General features: G+C 65.5%; 11 protein-coding genes. 6 read left to right on the top strand and 5 right to left on the bottom strand.

Annotated features, from left to right (window positions below):
* Positions 1 to 36: 36 nt before the first annotated feature.
* From G4223_RS18795 to G4223_RS18780, 4 genes are all read right to left on the bottom strand, one after another.
* Positions 37 to 1818, bottom strand: a complete 1782-nt coding sequence (locus G4223_RS18795) for an ATP-binding protein (protein WP_163682881.1) — start codon at positions 1816 to 1818, stop codon at positions 37 to 39.
* A gap of 73 nt (positions 1819 to 1891) precedes the next feature.
* Complete coding sequence (locus G4223_RS18790) at positions 1892 to 2122, bottom strand: TraR/DksA family transcriptional regulator (protein WP_163682880.1); 231 nt, start codon at positions 2120 to 2122, stop codon at positions 1892 to 1894.
* 87 nt (positions 2123 to 2209) lie between these two features.
* On the bottom strand, positions 2210 to 2938 hold the full coding sequence (locus tag G4223_RS18785) for a PhoH family protein (RefSeq protein ID WP_163682878.1): 729 nt from the start codon (positions 2936 to 2938) through the stop codon (positions 2210 to 2212).
* A 297-nt stretch (positions 2939 to 3235) separates the two neighbouring features.
* A complete protein-coding gene (locus G4223_RS18780) occupies positions 3236 to 3988 on the bottom strand; it encodes a tetratricopeptide repeat protein (protein WP_163682876.1) in 753 nt (250 codons plus the stop codon).
* A 111-nt stretch (positions 3989 to 4099) separates the two neighbouring features.
* Here G4223_RS18780 and G4223_RS18775 point away from each other — a divergent pair, with 111 nt between their 5' ends.
* Together G4223_RS18775 and G4223_RS18770 are read left to right on the top strand one after the other, a co-directional pair.
* A complete protein-coding gene (locus tag G4223_RS18775; RefSeq protein WP_163682909.1) occupies positions 4100 to 4942 on the top strand; it encodes an SDR family oxidoreductase in 843 nt (280 codons plus the stop codon).
* A gap of 51 nt (positions 4943 to 4993) precedes the next feature.
* Complete coding sequence (locus G4223_RS18770) at positions 4994 to 6487, top strand: DnaJ domain-containing protein (protein ID WP_163682874.1); 1494 nt, start codon at positions 4994 to 4996, stop codon at positions 6485 to 6487.
* A 164-nt stretch (positions 6488 to 6651) separates the two neighbouring features.
* Here the strand turns inward: G4223_RS18770 and G4223_RS18765 are convergent, their stop codons facing one another.
* On the bottom strand, positions 6652 to 7632 hold the full coding sequence (locus tag G4223_RS18765) for a response regulator (protein ID WP_163682872.1): 981 nt from the start codon (positions 7630 to 7632) through the stop codon (positions 6652 to 6654).
* A gap of 224 nt (positions 7633 to 7856) precedes the next feature.
* Between G4223_RS18765 and ubiT the strand changes: the two genes are divergently transcribed.
* The 4 genes from ubiT to G4223_RS18745 all read left to right on the top strand — a co-directional run bounded on the left by ubiT (position 7857) and on the right by G4223_RS18745 (position 11547).
* Positions 7857 to 8498: a ubiquinone anaerobic biosynthesis accessory factor UbiT gene (gene ubiT, locus G4223_RS18760; protein ID WP_241004216.1), complete on the top strand. Its 642-nt coding sequence runs from the start codon at positions 7857 to 7859 to the stop codon at positions 8496 to 8498.
* Positions 8498 to 9493, top strand: coding sequence for a ubiquinone anaerobic biosynthesis protein UbiU (gene ubiU, locus G4223_RS18755; RefSeq protein WP_163682868.1), 996 nt, complete (start codon positions 8498 to 8500; stop codon positions 9491 to 9493). Before ubiT ends, ubiU begins: the two co-directional genes overlap by 1 nt.
* Before the next feature lie 5 nt (positions 9494 to 9498).
* Positions 9499 to 10407, top strand: a complete 909-nt coding sequence (ubiV, locus tag G4223_RS18750) for a ubiquinone anaerobic biosynthesis protein UbiV (protein WP_163682866.1) — start codon at positions 9499 to 9501, stop codon at positions 10405 to 10407.
* Positions 10408 to 10521: 114 nt separating this feature from the next.
* Positions 10522 to 11547, top strand: a complete 1026-nt coding sequence (locus G4223_RS18745; protein ID WP_241004215.1) for a hypothetical protein — start codon at positions 10522 to 10524, stop codon at positions 11545 to 11547.
* Positions 11548 to 11557: the final 10 nt, after the last annotated feature.

The following is an 11557-nucleotide window of genomic DNA, read 5'->3' as shown; positions in this document are numbered from 1 at the left end:
CGGAAGTGCCGTCAGCCCAGGATGCGCGAAAGCCCTCTAATCCTCGTTTCGCGGGAGATGGATGGTGAAGACCGATCCTTTTCCTTCCGTCGAGTTGACGCTGACACCATGACCGAGCAGATCGCAGGACCGGCGCACGATGGCCAGCCCCAGCCCCAGCCCCAGCGTGCTGTCGCGGGCCGGGTTGCCCAATTGGTGGAACTCTTCGAAAATCTGTCCCAACTGGTCGGCGGGCATGCCGATGCCGGTGTCGGCCACGAGAAGGCGGGCATGGCCGCCACGGCGGCGGCATCCCATCAATACCCGCCCACCGCGCGGGGTATAACGGATGGCGTTTTCCAACAGATTGCGCACGATCCGTTCCAGCAAGGCACGGTCGGTGCGAACCACCAGCGACGTCGGCACGTAACGAACCGTCACCCCCAATTCGGCCCCCCGCAGCCGGTATTCCTCGGCCAGCGGGTCCAGCAAGGTGTCAAGCGCCAGCGGCGCCATCACCGGCACCACCGCGCCGGCATCCAGCCGCGACACGTCGCGCAGACCGTCCAGCAACAATTCCAGCGCCTGCAACGAACGTTCGGCGTATTCCAGCGGGCGGCGCGCCGGGTGCTCGGGCGACAGCATGCTGGAAAGCGTGGCATGGAACAGGAACAACGATTGCACCGGCTGGCGCAGATCGTGGTTGGCGGCCGCGAAGAACTTCGCTTTCGATGCCAGGGCGTTCTTGGCGACCTTGCCGGCGCGGGTCAACGCCGCCTCGCGGCTGGCGATCAAGGTCGCCGCGCGGGCCAACGACTGTCCCACCGCATCCAGTTCGCGAATTCCGGTCGGAACGGGACAAACCGGCGCCCCGGCGCCAAGCCGTCCGGCCAACGCCCCCACATCCGCCAGCCGCTGTTCCAGCCGCCGGGCCATGCGCAACGTCAACAGCCAGGCCATTCCCAGGATCAGGACCGCCCCCCCCAGAAGCACCATCAGGAAGCGGGTGCGCTGGGCGGCGAACTCGGCGAGCGGCGCCCCCACCGCCACCACCCATTGACCGTTCTGGGTGTGCTGAAAGGCGGCAAGAACAGGAACCCCCTCGCGGGTCGTGGTTTCGTAAGTTCCCTGGCGCCCTTCGGCGATCGCCTGCAACAGACCGGCACCGGGCTTGCGTCCGATCGAGGATTCCGGGTCACGGGTTCGGGCGATGGTGATGCCGTCGCGGTCGACCAGCACCGCCGACCATCCCTCGTCTAACCCTTGGGCGCGCAGGAGATCCAACAGACGCCCAGGCTCGATCACCATGTGCAGCACGTAAACCACTTGGTCATGACGGATCACCGGCATGTCCACGGTGACGACGGGACGCGCCTCGATGCTGCCGACGAACAGGTTGGAGACACGAAGGGCACGTGTTCGCACCGCCTCGGCAACCCCCGCCGAATCGCCAGAGAGCGGCAGTGCGCTGCCGAAGGGATGGCGGGTGTTGAACAGGATGCGGCCATCGGGGGTCAGCAGCGAGATGGACTCACCCAGGCTCGACTGGGCGGCGAAGGACACCGCCTCGACATAGGCTTGCGACAGGTCGTCCTCAAGCAGATCCTTATCCACCGCCAGGGTGGTAAGTTCGCGGGACACACCGAACAATGCCCGGTCCACGGCGGCGGCGGCGGCGGCGGTGCGACGCAACAACGTGTCCTCGTCGCGGGTCCGACGGTCCGCGGCCATCTGCACGACCACGAAGACAGCGAAGATGATGACGGGCAACGACGCCACCAGCGCCAGCAATAAAAGCCTGACGCGCAGCGAGGTGGTGCGAAAGACCGTGAAGATCACCGTTCACCGCTTGGGACAATGACAGCCGAAGTCACTGTCTATAGCACAGCCGGCTTCCGACGAGAACAGACGCTCAGCGCGGACCACACAAGCGTGCGCGGCGGCTTTCGCGTTCGATTTCGTCAGCGCATTCGCAACAATGCCGGGCCTGCGGGTTGGCCTTGAGCCGCTCGGCCTCGATGGCGCAACCGCATTCGACGCACACACCCGACGACGACGGGCCGTCCAGGCGATTGAGAACGGCCCTCAGCGCGACCGAATTAAAAGCCTCGATTCGCTCGGCCGCGCAATCAATGTCGTCCATGGGGCTCCCCTCCCACAACATCTAGTGCCGAGGGATCATGCACGCCGGCATGATCCCTGTAAAATGAAAACTCTGTTATGAGATGGCTCACAGAACCGTCAACATGCTGGCCACCAGCGGATGGCGCACGATGTCGGCCTCGGCCAAATCCACCACCGCCACATCGGACAACGCCCGCAACCGGTCGGCGATGTCGGCCAGTCCCGACAGGCCCGGCAACAGATCCGTCTGGTCGGGGTCGCCGGTCAGGACCATGGAGGAATGCCACCCCAGGCGGGTCAGCAGCATCTTGATCTGGCCATAGGTGCAGTTCTGCGCCTCGTCGATCACCACGAAGGCGTTGTTGAGCGTGCGCCCGCGCATATAGGCGATAGGGGCGATCTCGATGGTGCCGTCGGACAGGCTGGCCCGCAGCTTCTTGCCGCCCAAACGGTCGGACAGCGCGTCATAGAGCGGCCGCAGATAGGGCGCCAGCTTCTCTTGCATGTCGCCGGGCAGGAAACCCAGGGATTCACCGGCCTCGACCGCCGGCCGCGACAGGATGATCCGCGACACCCGGCCTTCCTCGAACGCCTCGACCGCCGCCGAGATGGCCAGATAGGTCTTACCGGTACCGGCCGGCCCCAGGGCCAGCGTCAGGTTGTGTTCGCGAACCGCCTCCATCAACGCACGCTGACCATCGCTTTGCGGCCGCACCTTGCGGACATAGCTTTGGTCGCGTGATCCCTCCTCACCCAGCGGATGCCAGTCGGCGTCGGCCGGATACAAGGGAACCACGGACTCGGATTTGGCGGATCGCGCGACTCGTTTGGCCATGCTGTTCTCCCCGAGGAACTGGAAACGAAAAGGCCCTCCCGAACGGGAAGGCCTTGATAACGCGGATGCGAGAGGAGGCGACGATGGCTGCGGCCGCCGATGCGGGCGGATGTTGCAAGCGAAAGGGCGTTCCTGCCATGGACAAGTCGTTCACCGTCCGTAAGTCGCCAACCGGAAATCACGGTAACAGACTTCGATTCGCGCTGTCATCCACAATCAAGATCGCGCACTTACTTTAATCAAACCGCAATCCGCACCAGTTGGCTAAAATTTTAGCAGCAAATGCCAAGTTTTTCGTCACTTTTCCTTAATATCCATTTTCGCCAGATTGCTCCGCGCCGTCTCCGCCACCGGATTCTCGGGGGCCAGATCGATGGCCCGCAGCCAGTCGGCGCGAGCCCCGGCGTCGTCGCCTTGCATGCGCCGCAGGATACCGCGCTCCAGCAACGCGTCGGGATAGTCGGGGTCCAGCTTGAGCGCCGTGTTGACGTCGTCCGCCGCGCCGGGAAGGTTGTCCAGGTAACGGAAGGCCGAAGCCCGCAACACCAGCGCCTCGACCCGGTTGGGCTGAATGCGCAGCACCTGGCTCAGGATGTCCACGGCTTCGGCATAGCGGTTCAACTGTGCCATCAGCACCGCCTGATCCAACAGAATGTCGGGATTGCCGGGACTCAACAGCAAGGCGCCGCGCTGGGCGGAATCGGCGCGCATCAGCTCGCCTTGCAGCACCCACGCCTGGGCCGCCTGGACCAGCATGTCGGCCCGCACGCTGTCGGCCCGCACGCTTTCGTTGGCCAGGGTCTCGAGACGGGTGGCCGCCTCGCCGTACTTGCCCAGCCCGATCAGCGCCACCGCCGCGCAATGCCGCGCCGCCTCGCCGCCGCCCAGCGACTGCCAGGCCAGGGCTTCCTCCCATCCCTGTTCCGGCTTGGTTTTGGCCAGGATCAGACAGTTGCGATATTCCTGAAGCCCGTCGATGACCTCGGCGCGGGCCATCGGGGCGGAAAGGGCGAGTGCGGCCAGAACGGCCGGGAGAACGAAGCGGCGCATGGAACCCTTTGAAGCGGATGATTGCGGCATTACTTTGACCGTGCGCCCCGACAAAGCAAGCCCCGTGATCGACGTACCAACGTGATACGGGCCAAAACGAAGCGAGGAATGATGAGCGGCCGTTTCTTCCTGTTCGGGCTGGGTTTTTCCGGTCGAGTGATCGCGCGGGCCCTGATGGCGGCCGGTTGGCGGGTGGCCGGCACCACCCGTTCGGGCGAAGCGGCCGACCTGCCTGGAATCGAGGTCTTTGCTTTCGACCGCGACCATCCGTTACCTCAAGATGCGCTGGACGGCGTGACGGCCGTGCTGTCCTCGGTTCCGCCCGATTCCGATGGCGACCCGGTGCTCGACCTGTGCGGGGACCGCCTGCGCGCTGTGGCGCCGGCCTGGGCCGGCTATCTGTCCACCACCGGAATCTATGGCGATTGCGGCGGCGCCCTGGTCAGCGAGGACACCGCCCCCAACCCCACCCTGGACCGTTCGCGCCGCCGGCTGGCGGCGGAACAGGCGTGGCAGGCCAGCGGCCTGCCGGTGCATGTGTTCCGGCTGGCCGGCATCTACGGCCCCGGCCGTTCCGCCATCGACAGCGTCCGGGCCGGCACCGCCCGCCGCATCGTCAAGCCGGGACAGGTGTTCAGCCGCATCCACGTCGACGACATCGCCCAAACCGTGCTGGCGTCGCTGGCATCCCCCAATCCCGGCGCGGCATACAATGTGTGCGACGACGACCCCGCCCCCCCCCAGGACGTCATCGCCCATGCCTGCGCCCTGTTGGGAATCGACGCCCCGCCCGAGATTCCCTGGGAACAGGCCAAGGCCACCTTGTCGCCCATGGCGCTGTCGTTCTATGCCGACAACAAACGTGTTTCCAACCGCCGCATCAAACAGGAATTGGCAGTCAGCCTGCGTTACCCCGACTACCGGGCGGGGCTGGCGGCGATCCTTGAAGCGTAGCAGGCACACCCCTTGCTTGACGCAAAGGGGAAACGCACACACAACACTGTCATGACCACCATCTCGCAAGACCCAAAGGGCTATTATTCGGTGCTGGGCATCGCCCCCGGCGCCGATCTGGCTGCCATCAAGATGGCCTATCGCTCGCGGGTCAAGGCGGTGCATCCCGACCGCAACCGCTCGCCCCAGGCGACCGAGGAATTCCAGCGGCTGGTCGAGGCTTACCGCGTATTGCGCGATGTGGTTCACCGCGCCGAATACGACGCCACCGGCGTCCACCCGCTGATCGAGGACGGCGACGACTATCCCTCGACTCCCTTCGCCTGTTCGTGTTGCGGGGCGATCACCGCCCAACCCCGCTACGTCATCTTCCACCAGGTAAAAAGTTACCTGCTATGGGCCCGCCGCCGCCGCCTGGAAGGCATTTTCTGCCGGGACTGCGCCGACCGTACGGCGACACGGGCCAGCACCGTCACCTGGCTCATGGGGTGGTGGTCTCCGCCCGGCCTGGTGCTGGCGCCGCTGGCCCTGGTCCGCAACCTGTCGGGTGGAACCAAGCCGGCCGACCAGAACGCCCGTTTGCTTATACGCCAGGCCCGCGCTTTCCTGGCGCTCGATGAATTCGATTTGGCCCGCGCCCTGGCTGACCAGGCAGCCTCCTTCGCCAGACTATCGGTGCACAAGCGTCAAGTGGACGATCTGGTGCGCGACATTCCCTCGACTCCCGGCCGGCGACTGCGCGGCCGCTGGGCGCCGTGGTCGGGAGGCGCCTTCCTGGCGCAACTGGCACCGCTGGTGGCGTTACCGGTGGTGATCGGCATGTTCGCGCTGATCGTCACCCGGCCGTGGGACAAGCCGGTGACAACCTCGGCCGGCATTTCCGTGCGCGCCGCCGAGATCGGCGCCATCCGCCATGTGGCCATTCCCGACCTCAAGCTGCGTCAGGCGGCGGCGCCGGGTGCTCCGGTCCTGGCGCTGCTGGACCGGTTCACCACCGTTCAGGTGGTGGACAGCGACGGCGGAGAATGGTCCAAGGTGCGCGCGCCCTCGGGTGTCGAAGGATGGGTGCAGACCCGGTCGCTCTATGCCGGCTCGGGATCGTTGTTCAAACAGGAATGGTGTGCCGACAACCGTGGCGCCCCCCCGCAATCGGGCGAACTCCTGGTGCGCCGTGCCACCGGCGAGCACCGCCTGCTGATCCACAACGATGGCCGCCAGGACGCGGTGGTCAAGCTCAAGACCGCCACCGGCAATACGGTGGTGGCCTATTTCGTGCCCGCCACCTACACCATCGGCGTGGCCGGCATTCCCGATGGGGCCTACCGCATCGAATTCGCCACCGGAGCCAATTACTCGCGCTCGTGCGGCACCTTCGTCACCGACATGCGCGCTGGCCTGCTGCCGTTCACCCTGACCTACAAACAGGTCTCGGCGGCCCGCGCGCAAAGCATTTCCACCATCCCGGAAATCAATCTGGTGGCGCCGCCGGGTGACCCGCGCGCCCCGCAACCGCTGGACCTCGACCGCTTCGCCGCCGACGACTGATACCGGCCGCCCTTTGAAATGATCCGTTCAGGCGGCCGGCAAGCCCGCGCGGCGCTGAGCGTCACCGTCTCGGCGTGAATTGGTCCAACGGATCAATTCATTCGCCGGGCGGTACGAATACGCCTTAATTCCCGACCTGTGGTCGGAAATTCGCGGAACCGGCCTTACGACGCCGCCCGCCGGGCCTTGAGCCGGGCGCGGGCTTCGACCAGTTCGCGGCCCATCTTGCGGATGTCGTGCAACAGGGTTTCCACCACCAGGATCACCAGATCGGGCGTACGATTGATCTGGGCCTTGAGCGCCGCCTTGGGGATGACCATGCAGATCGTATCCTCGGCGGCCAGGGCCGAGGCCATGCGCGGGTGGTCGTCGATCAGCGCCATCTCGCCGAAGATGCCATGGCTGTTGATCTCGCCCAAGGTCACCTGGCGTCCGGCCACGTCCTTGGAAATCAGCACGCGGCCGGCTTCGACCACATAGGCTTCGTCGCCGCTGTCGCCTTCGCGGAAGATCACCGTTCCCGCCTTGAACCGCTTGCGCGAGGTCTTGTCGCCGCCGTCCTTGGCCGCCTGCTGCCCCTGTTCGACGGCACGGCGGATGGTGGGCTGGGCGATGCCCGGCGGCACGTCGACCAACGGACGCGGGCGCGGCAAGGGCGGCGCCGTCCGCCGGTCGTCGCCCTCGACACCGGGACGCTGGACGGTGCGGCGGCACGGCCCGACATAGGCATCGGTGACCACGAAAGGACGCGGATTGACCAGGGCGTTGCGCACCCGGCGAAACAACGAATCGGCCGAGACCGGCTTGACCAGGAACTCGTTCACTCCGGCATTGCGCGCCTCGATCACTTTTTCCATCTCGGCCATGCCGGAAACCATGATGATCGGCACGTCGCGGCATTCCACCTCGCCGGCGCGCACCAAACGGGTGAAGCCGACGCCGTCCATGGGTTCCATGTCGTGATCCACCAGCACAAGATCGATCTTGCGCTCGCGCAGGGCGGTGATGCCGTCGGGACCGTCGCCGGCCTCGGACACGTTGCGCACGCCAAATGAAAACAACGCCGACTTGATGAACGAGCGGGCATACCGGCTGTCATCGATGATCAGCACGTGAACCGGCGAAAGATCGATATCGACGATCATGGAAGTGCCGATGAATCCCGTTTCCCCGGCCCGCCGTCCCCTGTGCGTGCCGTTCCGTTTCCTGTTCTAGCTCCAAACAGCGGCGGAACCAAGGCCCCCATGCGCCCACCTTGCTTGACGGCCATCAATGAGGGGGGCTATGACCGTCTCCCAGAATGCGTGCCGCTTTATCGGGGGACCAGCAAGCCATGACGGAAGCTCAGTATCGGTCGGGGGCCAAACCCATGACGCCTCCCTTCTCGCCCGTGCTGCTGCTGGGGCTGGCGCTCAAGCCGTTGCGTCCCGCGGTGCTTCAACCGGTGTTCGACGCCATGCTGCGGGTGGTGAGGAAGCGCCATCCCGACATCCTGGAACGCATGGAACCGTTTCAGGACAAGGTGGTGTGCGTCGATCCTGTCGATCTGCCGTTCGTTTTGCTGCTGGAACCCAACATGGCCGAGCCGCGCCTGACGGTGCGCCGCGCCGTAGACCCGGATGAATCCCACGCCACCATCCGCGGCCCGCTGGAAACCCTGATCGCCCTGGCCGAAGGGAAAGTGGACGGTGACGCCTTGTTCTTCTCGCGACAATTGGTGATCGAAGGCGACACCGAGGTCGTGGTGGCGCTGAGGAACGCCATCGACGGCGCCGGCATCGACCTGATCGCCGACCTGACCAGCATGCTGGGGCCGCTGGCCAACCCGGCACGCCGGGTGGCCGACGCCACCATCGAGACCATGTCGCATCTGCGTGCCAATGTCGAAACCCTGCGTCAGGCGCTGATCGCTCCGGCCATGGCCGGAGCCGCCGCCCGCGACGCCCGGCTGGCCGAACTGGAAGCCGAGGTCAAGGCGCTGCGCAAGGCCAACCGTCGAGGACACGCCTGATGGAGTTGATCCGCCCCGAACTGGTATGCCCCGCCGGCACCCCCGCCGCCTTGAAAAGCGCGGTCGAGGCCGGTGCCGATTGCGTCTACGTGGGCTATCGCGACGAAACCAACGCCCGTAACTTCCCCGGCCTGAATTTCAGCCGCAAGGAACTGGAAGAGGGCATCGCCTTTGCCCACGACCATGGCGCCAAGGTACTGGTGGCCATCAACACCTTCCCGCGCGCCGGCACCCCCGAATTGTGGCACCAGGCGGTGGACGACGCCGCCCGTCTGAAGGCCGACGCGGTGATCCTGGCCGATATCGGGCTGATCGCCTATGCCGCGGCCAAGCATCCCGACCTGCGCCTGCATCTGTCGGTTCAGGCCGCCGCTTCCAACCCCGAAAGCATCCGCTTTTACGCCGAACGCTTCGGGGTACAGCGGGTGGTGTTGCCGCGCGTGCTCACCGTCCAGGAAATCGCCGCCCTGAACCCGCAGATCCGCCCGGTCGAAACCGAGGTGTTCGTGTTCGGCGGCCTGTGCGTCATGGCGGAAGGCCGCTGCGCGCTGTCGTCCTATGCCACCGGCCAGTCGCCCAACATGAACGGCGTGTGCAGTCCCGCCGCCCATGTCCGCTATGTGGATACGGCCTCGGGAACCAAGTCGCAACTGGCCGGTTTCACCATCAACCAGTTCGGCCACGGCGAGCCGGCGGGTTATCCCACCTTGTGCAAGGGACGCTTCGTCGCCAACGGCAAGACCAGCTACCTGTTCGAGGAGCCGACCTCGCTCAACACCCTGGCCATGCTGCCCGACCTGATCAAGGCCGGCGTCACCGCCTTCAAGATCGAGGGTCGCCAGCGCGGCCGCGCCTATGTGGCGGCGGTGGTCCAGGCGTTCCGCGCCGGCGTCGACGCGGTGATGGCCGGACGCCCGTTGCCCGACATGGACCTTGACCGCATCACCGAAGGCGGCCGGCAAACCACCGGCGCGTACGAGAGGGCCTGGCGTTGACCGACATGACCGTTTCCCAGCCCAAGCTGACCTTGGGTCCCGTGCTGTTCAACTGGAAGCCCGAGGCGCTGCGCGACTTCTATTTCCGTGTCGCCGACGAAGCCGACGTCGACACCGTGCATGTGGGCGAGGTGGTGTGCTCCAAGCGCAGCCCGTTCTTCGCCCCCATGGTCCCCGAGGTGGTGGCCCGGCTGGCCGCCGCCGGCAAGGAAGTGGTGTTGTCGTCCTTGGCGCTGATCATGACCGAGCGCGAACTGCGCGAGGCCCGCGACCTGGCCGGCACCGAGGACACCTTGGTCGAAGCCAACGACATCTCGGTCGCCTCGATGATCGGCGGCAAGCCGTTCGTGGTCGGCCCGCTGGTCAACGTCTACAACGAAGGCACGCTGGCCTATCTGGAAGGCATCGGCGCCATCCGCACCTGTCTGCCGGCCGAATTGCCGGCCGAGGTGGTGGGCACCCTGGTCAAGGCGGCCAAGGGCGAAATCGAAATCCAGGCCTTTGGCCGGCTGCCGCTGGCCATTTCGGCGCGGTGCTATCATGCCCGGTCGCGCAACCTGGCCAAGGACGGTTGCCAGTACGTCTGCGCCGAGGACCCTGACGGCATGGCGGTGGATACGCTGGACGACGAACCGTTCCTGGCGGTCAACGGCACCCAGACCATGTCCTATCATTACCTCAGCCTGCTGACCGACCTCGAGCGGTTGCGCGCCCTGGGCGTGCGGCGTTTCAGGCTGTGGCCGCAGGCGGTGGACATGGTGGCGGTGGCCGCGCTGTTCCGCCGCGTCCTTACCGGTGCCACCGCGTCCGCCGAAGCGGCGGCGGAACTGGAACACCTTTGCCCGCGCGCCGAATTCGCCAACGGCTATATCCATGGCCGCGAGGGGCATCTGTATCTGGAAAGCGACGCCTGAATCCCGGCACGGCAACCTCTTGTCGGCCGGACGCGGCGCCTGCATACTGTCATCCCTTGGGGGCGGCGACCGTGATTGGGGACGGGGCCGCGGGGAAAGGCAAGGATGGGTGGAATGGCTGGTGAAGCCAATACCGACAAGAAGCCGGCGGCCGAAATGGGCGAGAACTGCGTCCACTTCGAACACAAGTTCTTCGGTTCGTTCGAAGACCTTTACTTCCGCCTGACCGACACCGGCGAAGCGGTGGCGGTGATCAAGCTGGCCAGTAACGAGGCGGTTCTGGGCTTTGATGGTATCCGCCGCGAATTCATGCTGACCGACCAAACCGCCGACGGCCAGATGCTGTCCAAAGTGGCCGAGGGACTGCAATTCGTGCGCGGCCTCAGGGTCGGCGACCCGCTGCCCAAGGAAATCCTGACGCGCGAGGCGTCGTGGGAACCGTCCGAACGCCATCTGCGCATCGCCCGGCAACGCCTGACCATGCAGTTGGTCACCTGGCTGACCGGCAACGAACACATCTTCACCTCGTCCGAAGAGCTGATGCAGATCGCCGAGGACCCGCAGGTCAAGAAGAACGTGCAGCTCGCCTTCTCGGAAGCGGCCGAGGCCCTGGGCTTGGGACGCGAGAACCGCGAACAGGTGGTGCTGTATATCGAAACGCTGGCCAAGGAACTGGCCTATATCGAGGCCGAGCGCGACATCTACGCGGAAATCAGCCGCAACGACGAAAAGGTCCAGGGGCTGCGCCGCCTGTACAGCTCGGATCGCGGCATGATCGAAACGACGGATCAGGTGGCGCGGCTCTATCAGCGTGCGCTCAAGATCCTGGTGGATTATTTCGACCAAGTGGACGCCCAGACCGGCGAAATCCTGGCGATGCTGAAGAATATCGACAACCAGATCGATTACATCCGCGAGGTCCGCGACGAAGTGCACCGCCGCCTGTTGCCGTGGGAAGACATCCTGCCGGTGTGGAAGACGGTGTTCGTGGTGAAGTCCGAAGAGAACATCGCGCGTATCCGCGAATTGTACCAGTTCCTGGCACCGCGCTTCATGCAGGTCAACGAATGGGTCCTGGTGACCAAGCGCGGCTTTGAACAAGCCAAGAAAAAGCCGATCGGCGGCGTCATGCGCTGGTGAGATGCCTCGG

The organism is Magnetospirillum aberrantis SpK (assembly GCF_011022235.1).
GTDB lineage: Bacteria > Pseudomonadota > Alphaproteobacteria > Rhodospirillales > Magnetospirillaceae > Magnetospirillum > Magnetospirillum aberrantis.
Note: the sequence above shows the minus strand (reverse complement) of the source record. Positions and strands in the feature narration are given on the sequence as shown.

What these genes read in the sequence shown, in the direction of transcription:
- G4223_RS18790 (WP_163682880.1), bottom strand. Translation starts at nt 2,122, where the DNA reads ATGGACGACATTGATTGCGCGGCCGAGCGAATCGAGGCTTTTAATTCG.
- G4223_RS18785 (WP_163682878.1), bottom strand. Translation starts at nt 2,938, where the DNA reads ATGGCCAAACGAGTCGCGCGATCCGCCAAATCCGAGTCCGTGGTTCCC.
- G4223_RS18780 (WP_163682876.1), bottom strand. Translation starts at nt 3,988, where the DNA reads ATGCGCCGCTTCGTTCTCCCGGCCGTTCTGGCCGCACTCGCCCTTTCC.
- G4223_RS18775 (WP_163682909.1), top strand. Translation starts at nt 4,100, where the DNA reads ATGAGCGGCCGTTTCTTCCTGTTCGGGCTGGGTTTTTCCGGTCGAGTG.
- G4223_RS18770 (WP_163682874.1), top strand. Translation starts at nt 4,994, where the DNA reads ATGACCACCATCTCGCAAGACCCAAAGGGCTATTATTCGGTGCTGGGC.
- G4223_RS18765 (WP_163682872.1), bottom strand. Translation starts at nt 7,632, where the DNA reads ATGATCGTCGATATCGATCTTTCGCCGGTTCACGTGCTGATCATCGAT.
- ubiT (WP_241004216.1), top strand. Translation starts at nt 7,857, where the DNA reads ATGACGCCTCCCTTCTCGCCCGTGCTGCTGCTGGGGCTGGCGCTCAAG.
- ubiU (WP_163682868.1), top strand. Translation starts at nt 8,498, where the DNA reads ATGGAGTTGATCCGCCCCGAACTGGTATGCCCCGCCGGCACCCCCGCC.
- ubiV (WP_163682866.1), top strand. Translation starts at nt 9,499, where the DNA reads ATGACCGTTTCCCAGCCCAAGCTGACCTTGGGTCCCGTGCTGTTCAAC.
- G4223_RS18745 (WP_241004215.1), top strand. Translation starts at nt 10,522, where the DNA reads ATGGCTGGTGAAGCCAATACCGACAAGAAGCCGGCGGCCGAAATGGGC.